This is a genomic window from Bradyrhizobium sp. sBnM-33 (genome assembly GCF_032917945.1).
Taxonomy (GTDB): Bacteria; Pseudomonadota; Alphaproteobacteria; order Rhizobiales; family Xanthobacteraceae; genus Bradyrhizobium.
In genome coordinates, this window is sequence record NZ_CP136624.1 from 2,039,512 (window position 1) to 2,063,300 (window position 23,789).

At 59.3% G+C, this 23,789-nt stretch carries 19 protein-coding genes and 4 pseudogenes; 12 read left to right on the plus strand and 11 right to left on the minus strand.

Going from position 1 to position 23,789, the window contains the following annotated elements; all coding sequences use genetic code 11:
• Positions 1-533: 533 nt before the first annotated feature.
• The 3 genes and pseudogenes from RX328_RS09480 to RX328_RS09490 all read left to right on the plus strand — a co-directional run.
• Positions 534-1,111 (plus strand): annotated as a pseudogene (locus tag RX328_RS09480) (transposase); the annotation flags it as partial.
• A 106-nt stretch (positions 1,112-1,217) separates the two neighbouring features.
• Positions 1,218-1,553 (plus strand): adenosylmethionine decarboxylase, encoded by a 336-nt coding sequence (gene speD, locus RX328_RS09485; protein WP_249726825.1) that lies wholly within the window; start codon positions 1,218-1,220, stop codon positions 1,551-1,553.
• 295 nt (positions 1,554-1,848) lie between these two features.
• Positions 1,849-2,499: a J domain-containing protein gene (locus RX328_RS09490; RefSeq protein WP_213253672.1), complete on the plus strand. Its 651-nt coding sequence runs from the start codon at positions 1,849-1,851 to the stop codon at positions 2,497-2,499.
• Positions 2,500-3,183: 684 nt separating this feature from the next.
• Here RX328_RS09490 and RX328_RS09495 read toward each other — a convergent pair.
• The 4 genes from RX328_RS09495 to RX328_RS09510 form a co-directional block, all read right to left on the minus strand.
• Positions 3,184-3,576, minus strand: a complete 393-nt coding sequence (locus RX328_RS09495; protein ID WP_108522687.1) for a type II toxin-antitoxin system RelE/ParE family toxin — start codon at positions 3,574-3,576, stop codon at positions 3,184-3,186.
• Positions 3,577-3,646: 70 nt separating this feature from the next.
• Entirely contained in the window at positions 3,647-3,988 is a 342-nt protein-coding gene (locus RX328_RS09500; protein ID WP_213253673.1) for a DUF736 domain-containing protein, read from the minus strand.
• A gap of 153 nt (positions 3,989-4,141) precedes the next feature.
• Positions 4,142-4,420 carry an IS3 family transposase gene (locus tag RX328_RS09505; RefSeq protein ID WP_213253674.1) on the minus strand — a complete coding sequence of 93 codons (279 nt, stop codon included), beginning with the start codon at positions 4,418-4,420 and terminating at the stop codon, positions 4,142-4,144.
• Between the two features lie 1,090 nt (positions 4,421-5,510).
• Positions 5,511-6,854, minus strand: coding sequence for an IS1182 family transposase (locus RX328_RS09510; protein ID WP_317258664.1), 1,344 nt, complete (start codon positions 6,852-6,854; stop codon positions 5,511-5,513).
• Between the two features lie 364 nt (positions 6,855-7,218).
• Here RX328_RS09510 and RX328_RS43365 point away from each other — a divergent pair, with 364 nt between their 5' ends.
• The 3 genes and pseudogenes from RX328_RS43365 to RX328_RS09525 all read left to right on the plus strand — a co-directional run.
• The gene (locus RX328_RS43365) at positions 7,219-7,554 is read left to right on the plus strand and encodes a site-specific integrase (RefSeq protein WP_249727267.1); all 336 of its coding nucleotides are present in this window, start codon (positions 7,219-7,221) and stop codon (positions 7,552-7,554) included.
• Positions 7,551-8,385: pseudogene (locus RX328_RS43370) on the plus strand (tyrosine-type recombinase/integrase). The gene RX328_RS43365 and the pseudogene RX328_RS43370 overlap by 4 nt, the downstream one beginning before the upstream one ends.
• Positions 8,386-8,451: 66 nt before the next feature.
• A pseudogene (locus tag RX328_RS09525) lies at positions 8,452-8,796 on the plus strand (transposase); the annotation flags it as partial.
• A 149-nt stretch (positions 8,797-8,945) separates the two neighbouring features.
• Here the strand turns inward: RX328_RS09525 and RX328_RS09530 are convergent.
• Complete coding sequence (locus RX328_RS09530; RefSeq protein WP_108522689.1) at positions 8,946-10,289, minus strand: UDP-glucose dehydrogenase family protein; 1,344 nt, start codon at positions 10,287-10,289, stop codon at positions 8,946-8,948.
• Complete coding sequence (locus RX328_RS09535) at positions 10,289-11,374, minus strand: NAD-dependent epimerase/dehydratase family protein (RefSeq protein ID WP_213256848.1); 1,086 nt, start codon at positions 11,372-11,374, stop codon at positions 10,289-10,291. Before RX328_RS09535 ends, RX328_RS09530 begins: the two co-directional genes overlap by 1 nt.
• Before the next feature lie 1,408 nt (positions 11,375-12,782).
• Between RX328_RS09535 and RX328_RS09540 the strand changes: the two genes are divergently transcribed.
• Both RX328_RS09540 and RX328_RS09545 read left to right on the plus strand, forming a co-directional pair.
• Positions 12,783-13,973: a class I SAM-dependent methyltransferase gene (locus RX328_RS09540; protein ID WP_317258665.1), complete on the plus strand. Its 1,191-nt coding sequence runs from the start codon at positions 12,783-12,785 to the stop codon at positions 13,971-13,973.
• A gap of 254 nt (positions 13,974-14,227) precedes the next feature.
• Positions 14,228-15,541: a DUF4910 domain-containing protein gene (locus tag RX328_RS09545; protein WP_108522692.1), complete on the plus strand. Its 1,314-nt coding sequence runs from the start codon at positions 14,228-14,230 to the stop codon at positions 15,539-15,541.
• Positions 15,542-15,988: 447 nt separating this feature from the next.
• Here the strand turns inward: RX328_RS09545 and RX328_RS09550 are convergent, their stop codons facing one another.
• From RX328_RS09550 to RX328_RS09565, 4 genes are all read right to left on the minus strand, one after another.
• A complete protein-coding gene (locus RX328_RS09550; protein WP_108522694.1) occupies positions 15,989-16,930 on the minus strand; it encodes an NAD-dependent epimerase/dehydratase family protein in 942 nt (313 codons plus the stop codon).
• A 35-nt stretch (positions 16,931-16,965) separates the two neighbouring features.
• Positions 16,966-17,646 carry a GDP-mannose 4,6-dehydratase gene (locus tag RX328_RS09555; protein WP_213256852.1) on the minus strand — a complete coding sequence of 227 codons (681 nt, stop codon included), beginning with the start codon at positions 17,644-17,646 and terminating at the stop codon, positions 16,966-16,968.
• A 70-nt stretch (positions 17,647-17,716) separates the two neighbouring features.
• Positions 17,717-18,496 (minus strand): glucose-1-phosphate cytidylyltransferase, encoded by a 780-nt coding sequence (rfbF, locus tag RX328_RS09560; protein ID WP_213256854.1) that lies wholly within the window; start codon positions 18,494-18,496, stop codon positions 17,717-17,719.
• Positions 18,496-18,759 (minus strand): hypothetical protein, encoded by a 264-nt coding sequence (locus tag RX328_RS09565; RefSeq protein ID WP_057902636.1) that lies wholly within the window; start codon positions 18,757-18,759, stop codon positions 18,496-18,498. The genes rfbF and RX328_RS09565 overlap by 1 nt, the downstream gene beginning before the upstream one ends.
• Positions 18,760-19,893: 1,134 nt before the next feature.
• Here RX328_RS09565 and RX328_RS09570 point away from each other — a divergent pair.
• Positions 19,894-20,196 (plus strand): DUF736 domain-containing protein, encoded by a 303-nt coding sequence (locus tag RX328_RS09570; RefSeq protein WP_213256856.1) that lies wholly within the window; start codon positions 19,894-19,896, stop codon positions 20,194-20,196.
• Positions 20,197-20,369: 173 nt separating this feature from the next.
• Here the strand turns inward: RX328_RS09570 and RX328_RS09575 are convergent, their stop codons facing one another.
• Complete coding sequence (locus tag RX328_RS09575; protein ID WP_249727269.1) at positions 20,370-20,720, minus strand: DUF736 domain-containing protein; 351 nt, start codon at positions 20,718-20,720, stop codon at positions 20,370-20,372.
• Positions 20,721-20,786: 66 nt separating this feature from the next.
• Between RX328_RS09575 and RX328_RS09580 the strand changes: the two genes are divergently transcribed.
• The 3 genes and pseudogenes from RX328_RS09580 to dctA all read left to right on the plus strand — a co-directional run bounded on the left by RX328_RS09580 (position 20,787) and on the right by dctA (position 22,925).
• Positions 20,787-21,047 carry a hypothetical protein gene (locus RX328_RS09580; RefSeq protein WP_249727271.1) on the plus strand — a complete coding sequence of 87 codons (261 nt, stop codon included), beginning with the start codon at positions 20,787-20,789 and terminating at the stop codon, positions 21,045-21,047.
• Positions 21,048-21,252 (plus strand): annotated as a pseudogene (locus tag RX328_RS09585) (beta-ketoacyl synthase N-terminal-like domain-containing protein); the annotation flags it as partial.
• A 350-nt stretch (positions 21,253-21,602) separates the two neighbouring features.
• Positions 21,603-22,925, plus strand: a complete 1,323-nt coding sequence (gene dctA / locus RX328_RS09590; RefSeq protein WP_057902640.1) for a C4-dicarboxylate transporter DctA — start codon at positions 21,603-21,605, stop codon at positions 22,923-22,925.
• Positions 22,926-23,789: the final 864 nt, after the last annotated feature.

A 23,789-nucleotide genomic window follows, 5' to 3' on the forward strand; every position in this document is an offset into this window, starting at 1 on the left:
TTGAAGGCGCTCGGTTGTGGATCGGGAAAGCGCCACGGAGTGTTTGATGCGATCTGGAGTTCGTTTTTGGGGAGCGACAACGACTGCGCTGGCGGCAAGCGGTGCAGCCAATTCGGCGGACCTTGAGCCAGCAGTACAACTGCCATCGGCCCTGTGGAGCTGGTCCGGAGGATATATTGGCGGGCACGTAGGCGTTGGTTACGGCCAAAAATCCTTCAATAATCCCTACGGTCCGTCAGTCTATGGCGGCGGCGTCGATACTCCTGTGTTCCTGGCAGGCGGCCAGATCGGCTACAACTGGCAGAAGAATAGCTGGGTGTTTGGCCTCAAACTCGATGCCAGCGGTGCTGTCTCCAACGGCACAGATACCTGCCTCGCAGCCTCCGGCACAGTAATGAGCGCAAACTGCAAGGCAAGTCCAAACGTCTTTGTCCCCGGGGCCGGTCGCCTCGGTTACGCTTTTGGCGCGGAGGGCCACACGCTGGCCTACCTCAAGGGAGGCGTGGCTTGGCAAAGCAATCAAGGCGACGGCATCAATAACAACGAGTTTGGCCGATGTCGGCGACGGCGCGCTCGACGTCTACAAGGCGCTCGACTTTCCCGGCACACGCCACCAGCGATGCTGGGTGCACAAGACTGTGAACGTCCTGGAGAAGATCCACTCTCTGTGCAGGCCACCATGAAGAAGGATTTGCGCAAGGTCTATTGGGCGCGAACCGAGCGTCCGCCGAAGCGGCGATTGACGTCTTCGCCGAGAAGTATTGGGCCAAGTACGGCCGGGCGATCGAATGCCTGGTCAACGACCGCGACGCACTGCTGGCCTTCTACGATTTTCTTGCCGAACATTGGGATCACTTGCATACCACCACCAATCTCATCGAGAGCGTATTCGCCACGGGGCGATACAGGACCGTGCGGGCGAAGGGCTCCTTGTCGCCAACCAACGCCAGGCCGATCGTGTTCAAGCTGGTGATCGCCGCATCAAGGACTTTGGCGGCGGCTCAACGGCACAAATCAGTCGCCGAAGGTCGTCGCAGTTGTCAGTTTCAAGGACGGCATTGCGGGCATCCAAGTGCCGGCAAACCGAGCGCCTGATCACCTCGTCGCCTAAATCCCTAATAGCTCAGCTATTGGGCCGATAATTCAATGGAGATTTCTTAATGACTATTGATAATGAGAGGGAAGCCCCACCGGCTCTGTCCACCGGTGCGACGCATATGCTCATCGAGCTATGGGGAGCGAAGAACCTCGACGATCCGGCCATTGCGGAAGACGCAATCCGAAAAGCCGTCCGCGCGGCGAGTGCGACATTACTCCACCTTCACGTTCATAAGTTTTGTCCGGGTCACGGCGTCTCCGCAATAGCCTTGTTGGCTGAATCGCACATTACCTTACATACTTGGCCTGAGAGGTCCTACGCGGCCGCTGATGTTTTCGTATGTGGCAACAGCGATCCTGCGAGCGCCGTGCCAGTTCTAGTTGAGGCGTTTCAGCCCGAACAGTCTGACGTTCGCAGCTTCTGGAGAGGTGTGTCAATCAAGCCGACGCGTTGAAGCAGATGATCGATCTCATTGGAATAGCCGATCATGTTTCCGACCGCCCGGGTGAGGTTATCGAGCTCACTGCCGCAATCGAAAAACATCTTGGGCTAACCTCTAGCATGAAGGCTTCACCGCGAGGCTTTCGGGTGTGAAAGCTTCACGCAACTTGTTTATGATAACATCTTTGGTGCTCATGGCGGTGGCGGGCATAATTTGGCATCCGCTTTCCGTCAATGGCGTAGTCGAAGGAGAGGTATTCGCAATGTCAGGACTCGAAGCGTTTAGTATTGCGTAGTCAAAGTCAGCCATGCCGATCGATTCATCAAAATTCTTCGACTCCATTCGCATCAAGCCTACCAAGGTGAGTGCGAAGCGCAAGGCGCAGGCGGGTCAGGAGGCCGTCACCTGCGAATGGGCGGGCTGCCAGAACAAGGGCTCGCACAGCGTGCGGAAGGGGGACGAGAACGCGCGCGAGTACTGGCACTTCTGTCTCGACCATGTCCGTGAGTACAACCAGTCCTACAATTTCTTCCAGGGCATGAATCCGGAAGCGGTTGCGCGCTACCAGAAGGATGCGCTGACCGGCCATCGCCCGACCTGGAAGATGGGCGCCAACACCAGCGCCAAGCGCGGCAAGGGCAACGTCGAGGAAGACCTCGGCGGAGCCGCCGATCCCTTCAACGTGTTTGCCGAACTCAACGGCCGCGCCGGCTGGCGGCCTGGCCCCGGCGCGCAGGGCAAGCGCGAGACCCGCACGGTGATGAACGCCGAGCGCAAGGCGCTGCAGGTGATGGGGCTCACCGCCGAAGCCACGCTCGGGGACGTCAAGGCCAAGTACAAGGCGCTGGTGAAGCAGCACCATCCCGACGCCAATGGCGGCGACCGCTCCAGCGAAGACCGCCTGATCGAGATCATCAATGCGTACAACTATCTGAAGACCGTGGTGCGCGAGGCGTAGCGCCCCGCGCGTCAGACCCGTAGCCCGGATGAAGCGCAAGCGTAATCCGGGCGTCTCTCTCGCAGATAGATTAACCGTTCCCGGACTACGCTTCGCTCCATCCGGGCTACGATGTCATCCGTTAAGAAGCCGATTCAAGAGGTGACCGGTCGCTGGGCGGCTGCGATGAGGGCGGTCAGGAAAGGCACCAAAGAGCCCTCAGCCAAGCGAGGATGCGGCGGAAGTTGTGGCCGATGGCGGAGAGGATGTTCTTCACGGACGACTCAATAAATGAGTCGACTAGAAAATGCACTTATTCAATGTGCTTCCTCAGTCGGATGAGCGAGTATCGCATCAAGATCACCCATCTTGCCATCCTCAAATCGGAGCGTTGCACGCAAAGCAGACTGCTTGCGCGCACTGAACGCAGCACGACTGGAAGTACGCACCTGTTAAGTGGGACAATGACGAATTGATACTCTTTGAGATAATCGAATCCATTGCAGATGCGCATAACTCCACTGGAACGAACCAGTCAGACGCATGAGAAATCCCCAACTTGCCAAGAATGAGGGAACCAATCCGTCCGAAGCTGGCGCGATTTGCCCGCGGCGTATAGCGCCGACTCTCACTCGTTCGGCGTTGCGGGGCCTCTCGCAGATCGGTCGAACCCTAAAGTAGAGGCAGACCTTCCCCCGATTTAGATTAATGAAGGTTATCGTAGTCTGACTGCGACCTGGACATCCAATTCAAGAAAAAGAGATCCAGCTCCGGTCGCAGGATTACTGCATGGAGCCGGCCCCAATCGTCATTGGTAAGTTCGTCGGGCCACATCTGCGCGCCGTGAAGCACGCAATAGATGCGAACAGTATCACCGTCGACCAGGTAGGCCGCGACATAAGTGTGCGCGGGATGACCAACTCGCGCGTGCCAGCGACGCGCCCCGGGCCGGCCACTGTCAGGAAAGTCGAGCAGGCGCCGCGCGGCATCGGCAATCTGTTCATCAACATGAACCGCTGCACGGGGATTCTCGGCTTCGATGTAGCTGAAAATGCCATCGAGATCGGACAGCGCGAATCGCGACCAGACGAGTTCCACCGTTCATGCTCCGCCACTTTTTCGAAGCGCAGCGGTACGGCGTTGCGCGAAATGTGCTTCGACCTCGGAATCATCGAGATCGGGCCGGGTATCCGCCAGTGCCTGGCGCACCTCCGCACGGATACGTGCCATCGTCGCCTTCGAAGAGGTTGGCGTAGATGGGCGCGGTGAGGGACGGATCGTCGAGCCTAACCGAGTAGTAGGTGCGGTTGTCCTTCGAGGTCCGGCGCCAGGCGGCACCGATCTCGACGCCGGAGACGATCACGCGCAGGTCTGGCGCCTTGTCGCTGGTGGAGGCGGGATCGCTGGGGACGAGGCGCGCCTTGGCGTTGATCGCAAGCGTCTTGATGATGCCGGTGTAGGTGCGATCGTTGCTGCGGGTGAACGAACCGATCTGGGCCGTGGTTGTCATTCGGCCTGCAATATTGACCCCTAGAACGGCTGATCGCATAACCAACCACACGGCGCAACCACGCGTCGAGAATGACGGCTACATAGACGAAGCCGACTGCGTTCGCGACGTAGGTAATGTCGACGACCCGCAGTTGGTCGGGCCCATTAACGGTCATGTCCTTCGCACGATTGGGATACATCGGCTGGTCGTGATCGCTATCGGTCGTTGCGACATGGTGGCGACAGACCTCGGCTGGAGACCATGCTCGCGCATGAGGTGCTTGATTTTCTTGCGATTGACGATCATCCACCGCTGCCGCAAGGCCGCGCGCACGCGCCGCCACCCGAAGCATTCGAACTCCTCGCAAATCGCCGCCATCGCTGCGACGATCGCGGTGTCATCGGTCGTCGCCCGCAAGGCCTCGTAATACGTCGAGCCGGCAATCCCCATCAGCTGGCATCCTTCCGCGATGGAAGGCCCGACGGGCCGACAATCACGGATGTAGGCGCACTTTTCGGCCGCGGTCTGCTGTTCATAGCGGCAGCTATCCGCGCCTCGTACTGCCCGACCAGGTCGGCCGCGACGGCGGCCTCATCGAGGGCGCCGGCCTCGAACTTCTGGACCCAAATGCGGATCAGATTACGCGACAGATCGTAGCGGTTCGCCAGACCGTGCAAGGTCTCGCCGGCGAGAAACTCTTGCGCGACCTGACGTTTGAACTCCAGGCTGTGAATTCGATGCTTGGCAATGGGCTTCCGTCCTTCAAAAGCCCGGCATAGCGGTCAAACCTTAAATTCAACCCTGTCCGGGTCCAGGGGCCTACTCCAATGAGGGGGCAAGTTTGGGAGCGGATTAACGGCCTGATATCTCCAGGACTGCGCATTCAACTCGTAAAGCCCTGGTTCAAGCTTGACGCGTGTTGCAGTGAGCATCATCCATTGGTCGTACCCAAAAAATGGGATCATCCTTTCAAGAATTTCGGCTCCGTGAAGTTTGATTTTCCAGGTGAGCGCGTCGTCGAAGCTGGGCCATGTCGGTGAACGGTGTCCTGGTCGACCGCAATCCTGATCGGAGACCCGTTGATCGAAACCCAGCCGACCAATACGTTTCCGTCCCACTCCACGCCACTAATTTTCTCGCTCGTCATCGTTCAATCTATCTCCAGGTCGGAGTTTCATCGAAAAAACGCTCCGTCAAGTGACTGTCGACGGCCAGAGTCATTGAGCATGTGAGTAGCGCCGAACTCGTCCGTGGGCGTGTTCCAACACAGCACTGCCGCTGGCCTCTCAGGACAGTGTTTAAAGCCGGCCACTTGTCGACCCAGGATCGATACGAGGCGGTGTGCGTAGAATTTGGGACAAAGAACGTGTGGCATAAACCGCGAATTCGCGTAAGAAAAAACATTTTTGAGTTCAGGCGAATTGCTTGCGCAAAGTATCGCGCCCGCCAGCACCTTTCGATTTCCAGTGGCATGGAGAAATCCCGCTAGGAGCCTGTCCAGTTAGCATCGGGAAGCCGGTTTTATCCGAATGATAGCGGCTCATGCGGCCCTCGCCAGCTTGACGAGGTTGTGAGCGGTGCAAATCAGGGCCCATTCGGGCTTCACTTTGTCGATGCCGCGCAGCAGGAATTGCCTGAACCCTCTTGCCTGTTTGATCTGTCCGAACACGGGTTCGACGATCTGCTTGCGCAAGCGGTAGCGACTTCGGTAGCCGGCGCGCTTGAGCTTGGTGCTCATCTTGGCGATCAGCGAGCCGGCTCTTGAAGGCTTTTCCGCGGTGGCGGACTTGGTGCCGTGCTTCTGCCGTCCGGTGGCGATGTAGCCCTCAATGCGCCGCCGTTTGATCGTGCGAAGATTGGCGTCGGAGCAGTAGCCGGCGTCGGCCGATACTTCGTCGGGATTGGTCCCCAGATTGGCCCTGATCCCGTCGAGCAACGGCGCCAGTTGCGCCTGATCGCTGGAGGAACTGGTCAGCGTCTGCGCCACGATGATCTGATGGGCACCATCGACCGCGGCCTGGGCGTTGTAGCCCTGGATGTAACCGTCCTTGGTCTTCAGGATGCGGCTTTCCGGGTCGGTGAAATTGCGTTGCGCCTTGCCGTCGGGCTCCGTGTTCGGCGGCGCGGACGTCTTGCCGTTCTTTTTACCGCCTTCGGCGATGCGGCGCTCCTCGGCCTCGGCCCGCGCCTTGCGTTCCGCCTCGGCTGCGGCCTTGGCTTCGGCCTCCAGCGCGGCCTTGGCCTCGCGGATCTTCTCAAGCCGCTTCTGCTTGTCGGCCACCCAATCGGGCATCTCGTCGCCGCGCTGGTCGCCGTAGAGCTTATCCTCCTGCGCATCGGCGGCCTCCGCCGCCTTGAGCCAGCGGTCGACCTCCGCTGCAAGCTCCGCTTCCCGCTTCTTCATCCGATCGTAGCTCATCGCCTTGTGCTTGGACGCGTTCGCCTTTATCTTGGTGCCGTCGAGCGCCACGTGCCCGAGCTTCACCAACCCGGCCTTCTCGGCCAGCTTCAACACCTGCACGAACAGGTCGGCCAGCGCCTTCAGGTGCCGCCGCCGGAACTCCGAGATCGTGCGGAAGTCCGCCGCATCGCCGGCCACGATCATCATGAAATCCGCCCGCTCCACCGCCGCCCTGGCGATCCGCCGCGACGAGTAGATGCCGCTCGCGTAGCCGTGCAGAAGCAGCGCCGTCATCATCCGCGGATCAAACGGCGGCTGACCCAGCCCGCTCCGGTAGCTGCCTAGGATCGCCGATAGATCAAGGCTTTCCTTGACCAGCGACACGATCAACCGCGAAACGTGGTCCTGCGGCACATAGTCCTGCACGCTCGGCGGCAGAAGCTGGACCTCGTCGATCTTCCAGGGGCGAAATTCCTTGCTCATGGCCACGCAAGGAATCAGACTCGCACCCTCTTGACCAGTCACTACTCAGACAGGCTCCTAGCGCCAAGGCGCTGGAGCGAGCTTCCGTTTCCCACTTGCGGACGTTTGCCGACGCGTAGACAGTCTTCAGGTCGTCGTCCGTGAAATATCCCGAAGCGATTGAATGGCAATAGAAATGGCAGGAATTCCTGCGATTGGATTTGCCGGAAATTGGGGCTCCGGGGTCGATTTTCTTGCGAATTGAGGTTGGGGATTGAACGAAGCCGCTGGCGCGGCATTTGAGGAGAGGTAGCAACGGTCGTCGCCTCCTGTCTGAGAGGATCGAGGGTTTTCAGAGCCCAACCCTTCAGACAGGAGGTTTCCGATGGCCCAGGTGAGCCCTCTCCGCCGACGCATGATCGAGGACATGACGGTCCGCAATTTGTCGCCGGCGACGCAGGGATCGTATCTCAACGCGGTATCGAAGTTCAGCCGGTATTTTGGTCGATCCCCCGATCATCTGGGCTTGGGGGATGTTCATGCGTTCCAGGTTCATCTGGTGGCGACGGGGATATCATGGCCGGCACTTAACCAGATCGTCTGTGCGTTGCGGTTTTTCTACGGCGTGACGTTAGGCCACAGCACGATCCCAGAGCGCATCGCCTATGCGCGGGAGCCTCGCAAACTGCCGGTCGTACTGAAAGTGCCGACGAGGTGGTGAGCTTTCTGGAGGCGGTCCCGAGCCTAAAGAGCCGCATAGCGTTGACGACAGTCTATGCCACCGGACTACGCGTGTCGGAGGTGGTTTTCCTCGCGGATATCGACAGCCAGCGGATGGTGATCCGGGTCGAACAAGGCAAAGGCGGCCGGGACCATTACTTGATGCTCTCGCCGCAGCTTCTGAAGATTCTAAGGGCCTATTGGCGGCTAACCCGACCGACACGCTGGCTATTTCCCGGCCGCGACAGTGAGTGGCCGCTTGATGCGACCGTGCTGCACGCGGCGTGCCGCTCGGCTCACATTGCAGCCGGTCTGAACAAGCGCGTTTGCACACACTACGGCACAGTTTTGCGACCCATCTTCTGGAGAACGGCGCCGACATTCGTGTCATCCAGGTTCTGCTTGGCCATGCCAGCCTGCAGAGCACGGCGCGCTACGCCCAGGTTGCCACCAAAACCATCAGCCAGACCTCGAGTCCGCTTGACCGGCTGCGATTGGAGATCCACGTCCACTGCGTCGTGCCGGGCGGCGGCCTCTCGCCCGATGGCGCGCGCTGGATCGCCAGCCGACCGAACTTCTTCCTGGCCGTCAAACCATTGTCCAGACTATTTCGCACACTTTTCTCAAACGTCTGTCCGCAGCCTTCAACTCCGGTGCCTTTCTTCGGCGATCTCGGAGCTCTGGCCGAGCCGGATGCCTTGCGGCCCACCTCGACGCCATGCGACGCATCAACTGGGTTGTGTACGCCAAGCGGCCCTTCGGCGGACCCGCCCAGGTCCTGGCCTATCTCGGCCGCTACACCCATCGCGTCGAGTTGGGCCGGTTCTGTTGAAAAAGACTGCTGTTGCAACGCAGGGGTATCAATGATTCAGTCTGTCCAATTGCAGGACTGAAGATCATGATGGGACATCGGCAAGTCGAACAGGCTGTGTTGTTCTCTGAGTTCTCGCTCGAGACATATCCCCGCCGACCACCTGCTGCGGTCGATCGACCGGTTTGTCGACCTTGAACAGGTCAGGCGGGACTTGGCGCCCTTCTACAGCGGCATCGGTCGACCTTCGATCGATCCCGAACTGATGATCCGGATGCTCTTGATCGGTTACTGCTTCGGCATCCGATTGGAGCGGCGGCTGTGCGATGAGGTCCACCTCAATCTGGCTTACCGGTGGTTCTGCCGGCTCGGTTTGGATGGCGCGGTGCCGGATCACTCGACGTTCTCCAGAACCGGCATGGCCGCTTCCGGCAGAGGCGGAATCCCGTCGCCAGGCCGCGGGCGCACGCCGAACCTTTCGGCGCAGAAGATGCGTGGAAGAAAGCGGCGATCGACGCCGCTAGGTTCGAGGCTGAGGAAAGCTCTCGATATGGGTGTCAGTTCGAAGATCATGGCCCGACTCAGTTCAGGCGGCGGCCAATGGTTAGGTAGTCCGCGGGGGCCACATCGGCTGGATTGATCAGTCGACGCGCGTCGAACACCGTTTTGCCGGCGACTCGCAACGAGGTGAGTTCGCCGTATTCCTGTGTCCGAGTCGCGATGATGACGATCTCGGCCCATTCGACTTCGCGCCGCCAGTCAGACGAGAACTGAATACGGTTCGCGGCGATTCCGATGGCGAGCTTGAAGTTCTCCGTCGCGAGCGGATCGTAACACCTGACATCCGCTTCGGCCCGCAGAAGATCGCGAGCGATCTTGATCGAGGCGGATTCTCGCACGTCGTCGGTATTCGGTTTGAAGGAGAGGCCGAGAACGAGGGTTCGTCGGCCGGACAACGCTCCGAGCTTCCGCTCGAGGGTAGAGACGATCTGGCCCGGCTGCGCGGCGTTCACGTCGAGAACGGCATTCAGCATATTCATCGGGAGGCCAAGGCTCTCGCCTTGGCTGCGCAGCGCCTGTACGTCCTTTGGAAAGCAGGACCCGCCGAATCCGCAGCCCGGAACGAGATAAGTCAGGATCTGTGGAGCAAGGCGGCCCAGGGGAGTGATCGGCGACCACCGTTTGTCGAGATAGACGCCGCGCATGACGTCGAGGACGTCGACACCTCCCACCGCAGTGCAGAGGTTTGCCATCTCGTTCGCGATGGAGATCTGGGTGGCCAGAATTGCATTGTTGGCGTACTTGATCATTTCGGCCGTGCGGGTGTTCACCCGCACTTTGTCGCAGTTCCACGGAGCGTAGAGTTCCTCGAGCCGCGCCAGCGTCCTCTCATCCTCCTGACCGATCACGATGCGATCGGGCTCCATAAAATCCTCGATCGCCTCTCCTTCGCGAAGAAACTCCGGGTTCATACCCAAGCCGAATGCCCCGAGCTTCTTCCCGGACGAGTGCTCAAGCTCTTCCCGCACTATCGTGTCCGTTGTTCCTGGGATGACGGTGCTCTTCACGACGACTGATAGGTGATGAGGAGTAGTCGCGAGATAAGCGCCAATCTGGCGAGCGCACTGCCGGACGGCGCTGAGGTCGATCGCGCCGTTCTTCGACGGCGTGCCGACAGCGATCAGGGCGATTTCCGCTGTCTCGATCGGGGCGTGTAGATCGGTGGTCGCCCGAAAGCGGGCCGATGCAAGCACTGACTTGAGCAGTTCAGGGAGACCGCGCTCATGGATATGCGGCACGCCGTCGTTAAGCTGAGCGACGACATCCTTCCGCAGATCGACGCACGTCACGTCGTGTCCCTTCACCGCGAGGCACACGCCCGAGACGAGACCCACATAACCGGACCCGACAACTGTGACGCGCATCACGCCCTCAACTCGTCGCGTAGAAAGGACAGGTAGCGGCGCACGCCCTCATTTACGAGGACCTTGGGAGCGTACCCGAGAATGTGCCGCGCCTTCTTGATCACGGGGCGGCGTCGGTTTGGATTATCGACAAGATACTCTGAGTCGGAACTCCTCTCGAAGACGACCGCGCCGCGGCGCCCGAAAACCTCCAGCGAGGCCTGCTGATAGATCTCGGCAAGGTTGTGGACGGAGATCTCCGGCCCGTCGATCCCGATGTTGAAGTAATCGTATTTCCCATGCAGGAGGCAGAGGATATAGCCTGTGATCGCGTCGGAGACGTAGCAAAAAGTCCGGGTCGGGATGCCGTCGGAAAAAATGACAATGTCTTCTCGATTGATCACGCATCGCGCGAAATCGGCCGGGAGCCGACGGTCGTCGATGCGCATACCAGGCCCATAGTTATTGAAGGGGCGGGCGACGGTGACAGGCATGCCATACGTCTTCGAGAAGACGTAGCACATCGTCTCGCCGAAACGCTTCGATTCGTCGTAGCAGGCCCGCGGGCCCAGGCACGCGACATTGCCGCGGTATTCCTCGTCAGTCGGGATCGCCGTCTCAGCCGGATCGCCGTAGATTTCGCTGCTCGAAAAGAACAACAGCCCTTTGAGCCGATCCGAACTCCGATAGGATTCGAGCAGCCGCCGCAATCCCCAGATGTTAGCGTCAATGGTCTCGACCGGATACTGACGATAGAACGTCGGCGAAGCGATCGAGGCCATATGGATGACGTAGTCCGCTGCGTCAGCGCCGTCGACCATTCGAAGGTCATCACTGGCGATGTTGAACGTATGCGTTTTGAGCACGTCCGGAAACTCCGCACTCAGATCGGTCAGCCAGCGCGGCCGATGCAGCAGCAAACTGTCGAGCGCGATGATCCGCTTCAGACCGAGTTCGGACGCCTTTCGCGTGAAGTACTGGAGGAAGTAATATCCAAGGAAGCCCGCGCAGCCTGTGACCAGGACCGTTGCCCCCGCGAAGCATCCTCGCGGCAAGGCCGCATGGATTTGCTCGATATCTTCTTTGACGATGAGGCTGATTGTCACGTAGCGCTCCGAACGAAAGGCTGGGCGTTGTTGGCGTGAACCCAAGGGCCTCGACCGGAGACCCAGAGTTCTTCGAGCTGATCCGTGTCATGTTGCGTATCCATACAAGCCCAGAAGCCGGCGTGACGACATACGCGCAAGCCAGTGGCCCGGCGCGATCGGTGAAGGGCGCATTCTCCAGCACGAGATCGGCGTGATTTAAAAGGTAGTTCAAGAGTGACCGACGGAAGAAAAAAGTACCCGCCGTTGAACCGGCTGGAGCCCTGCTTGGGCTTTTCGGAGTGCTCTCTCCGTGGTCCAAAAACGTCCATTGTGGTTGCTCCTGCGATGTGAGGTTTCCGGGCTTGTTGAAAAGCGGACCTTGCGTTTGACCGGCCGTTTCATCCGACCGGCCGACGTTTATCATCGACAGGCAACATGCTTCCGTCATCTAGATCAATTACCGGCTCTGGTAGTTGACCGGAGCACAGCATTTGGCATGCCCACCATGGAAGAGAAGACAGGCGCCGATTTTGCTGCAAACCACGTCGGCGCAAACCAGCCCGCCAACCTGATTAGAGGCGCAAAACTCTAGTTCTGAGTGGTCCAAACTTCGGTCTCGCTGCACGCCAATGATAGACTCTACCAATTTTGGGAGGAGATTGCGGAGCTCAGGCCAGTTAGAAGGATCTCGAGGCCCGTTGGAATGAGGCTCGTCGACGAAGCTGGCAAGAAGAGACCTATGGCACGAGACGACCACTTTGCAAACGGAACGTCAGTCTTCCTGGATCGGACCTTGCTCGCTCTGTCCGCCGTAACCACCGCAGTCTCGCTTGGCTGCAATACTACAGCAGTTTCGGTTTCAATCCCGGCAGGTAGCGATATCGCAGTGCTTCGCATGGCGAACGTCACGTTCACCATAGCGCTGAGCTGGATTTGCAGCTTCCTCGTGGTCCGGGGGCCCCTGGACGGCGGGCTGGCTGCATGCCGCGGTGCTATCGGCAGGAATCGGCAGGCTCGCATTGGTCAACCCTTACCTCTAGCTGCTCGCCCCAGCTACTCCGCGCTAACGTCTCAATCACTCATGAGGCTACTGGCCGACCGGCCGGGGCGCATCCGCCGGGTGTTGGGGCGGGTCCTGGTCGGCGTTGGCGGCTGGTGCTGCTTCACGGTCAGGCCGACACCGCGGCGGCCATTGCCCTCGTCGTTACGCTCTATGTCGTCCTTTGTGCCGAAAATCGCTGCAGTACCACATTCAATCCGTCGTCCCACGAGGAGCTGTTTATTTCGATGATCCGATGGCGGACTTTTCATGGCCTTTTCCATCAACGGATTTGTCCACACGCGACTCGACGCATCCGCATCTTGATGCGGACGTCAAGGGACTAGACTTATGAAGTGCCGGAATTGCCAGACGCAATTGCAACACGTGGTCCTTGATCTGGGACACGCGCCGCCATCGAACGCCTATCTTTCGGAAGCGCAGCTCCACGAACCGGAGAGAACCTTTCCGCTCAAGATCTTTGTCTGTCACGCGTGCTGGCTCGTACAGACTGAAGATCACACCGCCGCCGACGAATTGTTCTCCAGCGACTACGCATACTTCTCCTCGACGTCGCAGAGCTGGCTGAAACATGCCAGGACCTATTGCGAAAAGATCGCCGAGATGCTGCATCTGACCCGAGACAGTTTTGTCGTCGAGGTCGCCTCCAATGACGGATATCTCCTCAAAAATTTTGTAACGATGGGCGTACCATGCCTGGGCATCGAGCCGACCGCCGGCACGGCCGATGCTGCCGAGCAGATTGGCGTGCCGGTGCTTCGTGAATTCTTTGGCGCAGCCACCGCTACGAGGCTGGCGGCAGGCGGGCAGCAAGCAGACCTGATCTGCGGCAACAACGTCTATGCCCATGTGCCTGACATCAATGACTTCACGTTGGGCCTGCGTATTCTACTCAAGCAGGGAGGTACGGTGAACCTGGAGTTCCAGCATCTCAAGAACATGATTGTACAGAACCAGTTCGACACGGCTTATCATGAGCACTTCTCGTACCTGTCGCTGACGGCGGTTATCCAACTCTTCGAAAAGGCCGGTCTGCGGGTCTTCGACCTTGAGGAGCTCCCGACGCATGGCGGTTCCTTGCGCATCTATGGCTGCAACAAGGATGATCCGCGCAAAACAACGGCAGCGGTCACGGCCATGTTGGCGGAGGAGACAAGGCTGGGGCTGCAAGACCTCGGTTTGTACCTTGCATTCCAGCAAAAGGCGGACCAGGTAAAGAACAACTTCCTAGCTTTCCTGATCGAGCAGAAGCTCGCCGGCAGATCGGTCGCCGCGTATGGCGCGGCTGCCAAAGGCAATACATTGATGAACTATGCCGGCTTGAAACACGACCTGATTAGCTTTGTCTGCGACGCGGCAGCCTCGAAACAGAACAAGTTCATGCCCGGCAGCCACATTCCGATCCTTCACCCAGCAGAACTCGCGAAGCGAAAGCCAGATTGGGTGGTGATCCTACCCTGGAACATCGCTGCCGAGGTGATGCAGCAGCATGAGCAGACTAGGAGGTGGGGCGGCAATTTTGTCATTGCGGTTCCCGAACTGAAGGTTCTGACATGAAGGTCTTGCTGACCGGCGCGATCGGTTTCATCGGGCGGCAGACGAACATGATGGTCATGTACCCCCTTCCCGCTTGGCACTTTGTGGGACGTCTGATGATATCGAATACGTCGAAGGTTTGTCGGGTGGCTTCCGCTTCGACGATCCGATGTTTTCTATGACTCGGCCTGAACCGGTGACAATGTTTTCGCCCAAAGATGCGGCCCGACCATCGCTCGCAGATCGCGAGCTGTAGTGACCCCGGCAGAAACGAGATGCCAATGAAGCTCGACGTAAGGGAAATTGAGAGGAAGCCTGCGATTGACCTGTATCAACTGGTCTGCGAGCTGTTTCCAATCAACCGCAGTCAAACCGGCTCAGGAGTTCGCAAGACCCTGAGCATCATCGCCCGCCATATTGATCTCGAAATCAATGAAGTCCGAACGGGAACTTCTGTTTTCGACTGGCACGTTCCGATGGAATGGAATATTCGCCACGGGTCGATCTCCACGGTGGGCGGAAAATGCTTGGTCGACTTCGCCAGCAACAATCTTCATGTTCTTGGATATAGCAGGCCGGTGCAGGGCGTGTTCACGCGTGCCGAACTCGCGCGGCACATCCACACGCTGCCTGATCAGCCAGATCTTATTCCATACAGGACTGGCTATTACGCCGACGATTGGGGCTTCTGCCTGCCTCATAATCTCTGGCAGACCATGAATGATGACGTCTATCATGTCGAGATTGACAGCGATATCTCGGCTGGTTCACTGACGTTTGGTGAGTGTTTCGTTCCCGGCGAGACGCCGAACGAAGTTTTGCTCAGCACCCATGTCTGTCACCCCAGCCTCGCAAATGACAATCTTTCGGGAATCGCAGTCATGACCGCTCTGGCCATGCGGCAGGCGCGCCAAAAACGACGGCTAGGATATCGATTTCTTTTCCTTCCAGCGACGATCGGCGCCATCACCTGGCTCGCCCGCAACGAGCCGGTATTGGCTAACATCAAGTATGGCCTCGTGCTGACGTGTTTGGGTGATGGCGGGCAATTTCACTATAAGCAGAGCCGCAAGGGGGCGACGATCGATCGGGCCGTGGCACATGTCCTCAGGCATTCCAGCCTCCGCCATGAAATACTGCCGTTCGCCCCCTACGGATATGATGAGCGGCAGTTTTGTTCGCCTGCATTCGATCTGCCGGTAGGCTGCCTTATGCGCGGTGTACATGGTGCTTTCCCCGAATACCATACGTCGGCAGACAATCTGGATTTCGTGAAGCCGGAGGCCCTCGATCAATCTTACTCGGTAATAGAGACGGTCTTGGACTTACTTGATGCGGACTGCACGTATGAGCGCGTCGACGGTCGATGCGAGCCTCAGCTTGGAAGACGCGATCTCTATAGAACGATCGCTGGGCAACGCGAGGCGGGCGGCGCCACGCAGATGGACCTGTTATGGTTGCTCAACCTCGCGGATGGCGACCATAGCCTGTTGGACATGGCGATGCGGGCCGACGTACCCTTTGCTCGGCTTGAGTCCGCCGCGCGGGTCGCACTGGACGCAGGGCTTGTCCACGCACGTTCCGAGTGATCGAAGCGGGTCGAATGATACACCATCACGCCGCGAGTTCATCTTGCCGGTGATCGGCTCGGTGGCGTTGTGGATAGGTGTCCGGGCCGCCGACGTAGCGCCGTCTCGGAGTTTTTCCGCCTGGATGGCGACGAAGACATTCTTTGTCGACTTGGCCGACGGCCTATGCTTTGCCTGTGCAGATTCTACGCAATACCTGATCGAGCATGCTCGAAACCCGATGTCGAAGCCTATCTGGGCCCGGCGGCCCCCTATGCAAGTCCTGTTCGAGCTGTCGCGATTGCGGAACCTGAACCCGGCGTTTTGCGAGGTTTCCTCTTATGATGATGCGCTTGGAAACGCGCGCCGCGTGGCGACACGCAAGCCGCAGCCCGTGATCATTATCGGCACGAGGCCCACAGGAACCACGCGTTCGTGGTAACCGAGCAAAGGGTGACGGCCCGGCGGTCATGCCGCGGGTCGGGATCGATACCATTCCACTGTACGGCGCAGGCCCGCGTACAGCGTTGTCGACGGGTTCCAGCCGATCAATTTGCGGGAAGTGGCAACATCGGCTTTCAGTACCCGCTCGAGCGGTCGATCGGGAACTGCCCCGAACAGCGGTTCGGGCGCACCGGGAATCAATGCTCTTAGCTGCTGTACAATCTCCCGGATCGTGCACACCTCGCCCCATCCAAGATCTATCACACGGCCCTCGGCGCCAGATGCGTGGGCGCACACTATAAGGCCATCGACCACGTCATCGACGTAGATCCAATCAACCGGCCGGACGCCGCTGCTCAGCTTGGCACGCTCGCCGCGCAAAAAGGTGGTGATAACGTAGGGGACCAGCTTCGTGAGGTCCGCCTGCGCCGGGCCGTAAACCATGGCGATCTTCGCGATGACGACCTCGGTCTGATACAGCGCCTCGAACATCCGAGCATACGCCGACGTAGCCCCTTTTGCCGCGGCATAGGGCGAGGAAGGTATGTGATCGGGGTTATCCGGCTCTTCAACGGAGCCCGCGAACACGATCCGGCCGGCGCCGCTTTCAGCGGTGACCAGGAGCAGATTGAATGCGGTGAGGAAGTTGTTTTGCAGGATCGGCAGCACCATTTCGAAACTGCGCGAACCCGTCACCAGACCAGCGAGGTGATAGGTCGTGTCAGGCCGGACAGTCCGGATCAGTTCTCGCGTTGCCTGCAGATCGACCAGATTGACGTTCCACCAACAGATAGCGGTGGCGCGTCGGGCATTGCTGACATCTCCGCCAATCGATTTCCACCAGGCCGGTACGTCGGCCGGTGGCTGGCGCGAGACCGCGTGTAATTCGACGCCCAAGCCCGTGAGCCTCTTGCAAAGCTGGGATCCAATGAAGCCTCGTGCGCCAGTCACCAATACCTTTTCCATAGCCGCATCCTAATGGCAGAAATTGCTATGGCGCATCAGGTCGGACGATGAACACGGCGAATTGCCGTAGACACCCCGGCGGCCGATCGCCACAAGTCAAAGAGCTCGGCACGAAGCTCGGACGGATCCTGGAGATCGGCCTCGATCTGCATCACGGCGTCGCCACGGGCATGCTTATCGTCGACGAGAACCGATCGCTGAGCCCCGACATTCTTGCTAAGGCGGATGGCGCTTACGCAGGACTCCATGCCCGCGAATTCTGTCCAAGTCAGACCACTTGAACCGTCAGCGCTGAACACGGACTCAATTGTGCCGAGCCCCGCCTTCGTTTCGCTCAGACGGCAAATCCGACCGTTCTCTCGATCGCACCGGATCCATTCACGGTTCTCGTAGCACTTGTCGGAGGTGACGGTGAGTACCGCGCGGACCGAATCCATCTGCCGACCGGCCTGCAACAGATGCGCCGTTCCCATGACATTTGCGCGATAGGTCTCGGATGGATTGGCATGGGAATAGGGTAGCAATGGTTGTGCCGCGATGTGGGTAACGATATCGGGCGCAGCGCTACGAAGCGTGCCGACCAAATGATTGCAGTTGGTCACGTCGCCCAGAATCGGCCCCATGCCGGCCAGGCGAGCGATTTCAAAAGGCTGGGCGTCGCGGATGGCGGCGTCAGCGCGTACCCGGTCACCGTGACGTCGAGACGTTGCAGCCAAAGCGCGAGCCTTGAGCCTTTGAAATCCGCGTACCCTATGAGAAAGATGCGCATGCTCGCCTGGAAGCTGCTCATTTTTCCCACACCTTCCACGGAGCGTTGCCCTCAATCCAGAGCGCTTCGAGGAACGTCTTGTCACGCAGAGTATCCATGGGCTGCCAGAAGCCGTGGTGCTGGTAAGCCGAAAGCTGTTGCTGCTCGGCCAAGGTCGTGAGCGGCTCGTGCTCCCAAACAGTGGAGTCATCCACCAGCAGGTCAAATACTTTCGGGGAGAGCACGAAGAAGCCACCATTGATCATTTCCCCATCACCCCAAGGTTTTTCCTTGAAGCTGGCAACACGGTGATCACTACAAATTTTGAAGGCGCCGAAACGGCTAGGCGGATAGGTCGCGGTTAGAGTGGCGAGCGTACCCTGGCGACGGTGGAAGGCGATCGATGCGGATATGTCGATGTCTCCCACACCATCGCCATAGGTCAAGCAGAAGGCGTCCTCATCCGTCAGGTAATTAGCAACTCGCTTGAGCCGACCACCCGTCATGGTCTTCTCGCCGGTATCGACGAGCGTCACCTTCCAAGGTTCGGCATGATGCTGGTGGACTTGCATACGGTTTTTCGTCATGTCGACGGTGACATCCGACACGTGCAGGAAGTAGTTGGCGATGTATTCCTTGATCAGATAACCCTTATAGCCACAGCAGATCACGAAATCGTTGATGCCATAGTGCGAGTAGATTTTGAGGATGTGCCACAGAATCGGCTTGCCGCCGATCTCGATCATGGGCTTGGGCCGAAGGTGGGTTTCCTCGGAGATTCGGGATCCGAGGCCGCCCGCGAGGATCACAGCTTTCACTACTGGCTCCACTTCCGGCCATCCGGCCGTTGTCGCCCGAGTTCACGGCAGGATTGCTCCGCCAGCGCGACGGCGCGTACGGGCTTGAACAGAAACTGCCGAGCATGTGGAGACCTCCCGTCGAGGACGGGGAGATCGAACGTAGCGGCGGCGACGTAGTTCGCCTGCCCAGCTCCAAAGGAAGCCATGACATCGTTGTCCAACTCGTTGATGAGGTCTCGAAACGGAAGAAGGCCAGCATCGGGGGCTGAGGTGTCGTTCATGTATGGCTCCTGCCTGTTTCCTTCATTCCAATTCGCAGGCCCGGGGATAAATGCGCTGCGCAGGCCGACAACGCGTCCAGTCGGTAGCCGCCCTCCTGTACGATGCAGATCGGCTTGCCGATCGCGGCCAATGCCAAGCCGATTTCTCGGTAGACGTCTGGCGGAAGCGTCCAGCCGCCATGCGGATCACCGATTGCTCAAAGCTTGTCTCGCTTGCTGCCATCTTCATTCCCTGCTGCGAACGATCTAATCCAATCTAAGAGAGGACTAAGTGCGCCTAAATGCGGCGGCGTGACAGAATACTGACGTGGATGCTCTGCTTCCGTTGAATCTTCTTTGGCCAAGCTCTGCCTCATTCGGGCGGCTCACGAGTTGATCTGGCTGAGACCTGCCACGATTGAGTCCACGATGTGCTCGCCTACGTCGGCGAATTGGAATCATGAGGTGCTCAGCCCAGAGGGCGGACGATTGACAGGCCAATGCGCGAGGCCTTTGGGCCTGCGGCTGCGATCACACTGAACAGTCCATCATGCTATCTCCAAGAGAAATTATACTGGATCGAGCCTGCGCGCGCGGCATTTCTGCGACCGGCGAATCGGCGCATCAAGTTCGTTTGCGAGAGCGGACCCTTGGTTGATGTTATATGCCGAAGTCTTTGCATGTGATGCTCGCGCCACGTGGTGTTCGATCGGCCCAACGTTCACCAATAATTGCCGTGTCTTTCATTTGGATCAATCACTAGCGTTGGTAGTTGACGGCAGCGACGCATTAATCGCGTCGCTGATGGCCGACATGCGCACTGTGCCGACCTGACGCTGTGAAGAGGACCAGAGGTCATCATGCCATGCGAGCCCGACGGGAGCGGGTGGTTCTCCAGGCATGCCGTGATGCTCTACGACCGACGGGCCTTGCTGGGCGGACCCGAGATGTGGTCTGCGACCCGGCCTGTTCCCCGCAATAACGTGCCGGCGATCTTCTTCCCCGCGGCTGCGCCGCTCCTCGCGCAGCAACAAGATCGCCGCACGCCGTCCTCCGCATGCGCGGCAGCCTGACGGTGCGGGTCGGCCGTCCCCGGGCTCAAGATCGCCACAAGGCCGCGATGGTCGCAGGCTTTCACAGCACAGGAGATCCACCATGTCCCAGATCGGTTCGTTCACCCGCAGCAACGATGGCACCTACACCGGCATCATCAAGACGCTTGCGATCAACGCCAAGGCGCGCCTCGTCCCCAGCGAGCCCGCCTCCACCAGCGACAAGGCGCCAGACCTGCGCGTGATCGTCTCCGGCGTCGAGATCGGTGCCGCCTGGCGCCGGACCTCGAAGGACAACCGCACCTACTACTCGGTTAACCTCGACGATCCGTCCCTCACCGCGCCCGTCTACGCCAACCTCTTCGAAGGCGACGATCGCGAGTTTGCGCTGATCTGGTCGCGCTGACCGACACCGCGGTGCCTCGCAGCAGGCGAGGCACCGCGGACCGCAGCCCGTTATTATGCGGAGCGGCACAGCGACAAAAGACCTGGAAAACCGGGACTAACAGCCAACGACTTCGCATAATCCCACGCTACGCATAATCGGCATTAGCCCCCAAGATGCGGAAGTGCGGCCCTTCAGAGGGTTCTCGACGCGGACCAGCTTGGCCTTGGTATTGAGAGCGAGGTGCGAATCGAGCCGGAAAAGCCATTGCCGTTCAAGGTGAAGGTGCCGATGGTCGCCATTATCGTGTCTTTGTTTTCACTTTCCCGGGCCGCGCCCATCGGGGCCTCGATGGCTGGCGACAGACCGGAGGCGGTCGACTCGCACCTGAGGGGGCCGGCCGCTGTAGAGGGCGTCCAGGGTGCGACTTTCTTGTCCTGCGCGAGGAATTGATACGCGGCGTGGATGCTTACCATCCAAAAAATCAATTTTACCAATGTTGCGGAATGTTGCATTGGCAACAGCACCTGACGCCCACCGATCACGTCACTGCTTCTATCGGCGACGCGGCTCGGCTGAGGAACGGCGTCGCGTTCGCGTCGAGGCGCCTGATGGAAGCCACAGGATGGCAGATCAAACTCGCGAAGGAACATCGCCAAAACCAAGGAATACCCGCGGGCGGCGGCGAGACAACGATGGCCACGGAACTTACCTTGCGTGGCATCCAGTCGCCGGAGTTGACGGACCTCATCTACGACCTGGAACAGTCCAACGGCGTACAGATCGAGATGAACACGGATGATGCCTGGTCGAACCTCAAGCATATCGGCGACACGGTTGAAGCTGTCCACGGCTTGCTCGCTAAGGCCTGAATGGAGAGGAGCGTCGTCATTACCGGAATGGGCGGGCTGTGCGGCCTAGACACCTGCGCCGCCTCCATCTGGAAAGAGATGCGCGAAGGCCGCACCGCCATCGGCCCGATCGTCGATTCCGAGCTTTACGAGCTGAAGGTCAGGATCGGCGCCGACCTCAAAGCGCTATCGGAGCATGACATCGACTGCAAGCAGCTCGTCGATCTCGACGCCACGTGCAATGTGCTGCGCCAGCGCAAGGTGCGCGTGGCGCTGAACAACGCCTCTGCCTTCGGCGGCACGAACGGTTCTGGCGTTCGGCCAAGGTAGTCAGGAGAGTGTCGGTTCACCGTCTGGCGGGTTGACGGCCGCATGGCTTCGCGCGTGGTGCGCGTCTTGCTTATCGAGAGAAAACACACGTAACAGCCAGCCTGCCTTTGGAATCACGCTGCAGGCTGTCGGGTTTCCGACATCGTCGTCTTCAATCGGACACGGCTGGCATGAAAAGCTCGTCTGATGCCGTCGCCTCTCAACGCGCGACGGCTCGGTGTTCGAGTTCGTATGGGAAGGAGCGTCATGACCACCATCGCAACTGCGGCGTCCGCGCGGGCGTCGCGAACTTGGTACAAAATCCTCTACGTTCAGGTGCTGATCGCGATTCTGATTGGCGTCCTCGTCGGTTGGCTGTGGCCGTCGCTCGCGACCAACGAGTGGGTCAAGGCGCTCGGTGACGGCTTCATTAAGCTAATTAAGATGCTGATCGCGCCGATCATCTTCTGCACCGTAGTCTCGGGCATCGCGCACATCCAGGATGCGAAAAAGGTCGGCCGGGTCGGCCTCAAGGCGCTTGTCTATTTCGAGGTCGTCTCCACCTTTGCCTTGGTGCTCGGCCTGGTGATGGGCAATCTTTTTCAGATCGGCCACGGCCTTGCGGCCAAGCCCGATGCCGCAGCCGTCGCCAACTACGTGAAGCAGGCGGAAGCCTCGAAAAGCGTCGATTTCATCCTCAATATCATTCCCGACACCGTGGTCGGCGCGCTGGCGCGCGGCGATATCCTGCAGGTGCTCTTGTTTGCGATTCTGTTCGGCTTCTCGCTGATGGCGCTGGGTGAGCGCGGCGCAAAGTTGCGTGGCATGATCGACGACGCGGCGCACGCGGTGTTCGGCGTCATCGCCATTGTCATGAAGGTAGCGCCGATCGGCGCGTTCGGGGCCATGGCCTTCACGATCGGTAAGTTCGGACCATCGGCGCTCGGCAATCTGATCGGTCTCGTCGCGCTGTTCTATGCTACGGCCGCGCTGTTCGTGGTGGTCGTGCTCGGTCTGATCTCGCGCTTCGTCGGGTTTTCGATCTTCAAGTTTATCGCCTATATCAAGGATGAGCTCTTGCTCGTGCTCGGCACCTCGTCCTCGGAAAGTGCGCTGCCGCAGTTGATGACGAAGCTCGAGCGGCTGGGCTGCTCCAAGCCGGTGGTCGGCCTCGTGGTGCCTACCGGCTACTCCTTCAACCTCGATGGCACCAACATCTACATGACCTTGGCAACGCTGTTTATCGCTCAGGCGCTCGGGGTCGATCTCAGCTTCGGCCAGCAGCTGACCATTCTCGTTGTGGCGATGCTGACTTCGAAAGGCGCAAGCGGTATCACCGGGGCCGGCTTCATCACGCTCGCGGCGACGCTTTCAGTGGTTAATCCAGTGCTGGTGCCGGGCATGGCAATCGTGTTCTCGATCGACAAATTTATGAGCGAGGTGCGCGCCCTTACTAATATCATCGGCAACGGTATTGCCGCGGTGTTCGTGGCCTGGTGGGAAGGCGAACTCGACCAGGCCACGCTGCATGCGCGGCTTAACCAGAAAATCGATCCCAACGACGGCGAGACCTCGAACACGGCAGGGTAGGCGGCTGCATTTCTAACCGTCATTCCAGGGCAAGTCGAACTCGGGTGTAACCGGATTCGCGGGTCTTAGTGGTGCAAGTCGGTAGCAGCCGATTTGGATTGCGCACCCGGAAACCTCTCGCCGCGATCTCTGGATTGCCGGTTCGCTCGCTTCGTGAGCGCCCCGGAACGACGTCTAAAAGGCTGCCCGTGACACAAGGGGAAGAAACCCCCGGTTTGCCGGGCGGTTTCTCAGGAGCGCCGAGTATGAACGGCTGCTTGAAAGTGGAAGTCTTCTATCCAACCGCATGAGGGCAAAGGGTTAGCGAAGTGCAACGAGCCATCGCGAAGGGGTCTGAAGAAGCCGTGGAGCAAAGCCGCGGAGGGATTAATCTAAAGCGTGATGAGGTTAGCTTAAATCGATTCGGGGTTCCCAAATCAGGAGAGCTCGGCGTGAAGGCCAGCATGGATGGGAAAGCCTTACTCTGAGGATCTTCGGAAGCGGGTCGTTGTAGGTTCTTACCGGCGGATTGTCCCGGAGCGAGGCGGCTAAACAGTTCGGTGTTGCGGTCAGTCAGCACCGCCGTAGGATGGGTGCGACGGCATCGGGAGACCGGCAGCGTGGCGCCCGGCAGGATGGGCGTCCACAGGCCGAAGGCGATTTCCGGCGAACATCGTGTCGGGGTTTTAGGACGAATCAAGGGGACTTCACCTTGCGCGGCTTGGTCGCCGAGCTCGCTGATCGCGGGCTGAAGGCTGATTACCGTTGAGTGGGAGTTCGTCCACGCCGAGAAGCTCAGCTTCAAAGAGCAAGGTGGTGGCTGGCGAACGCGACCGTCCGGACGTCGCCAGACGGCGAACGCAGTGGATCAAATTCAAGATCGCC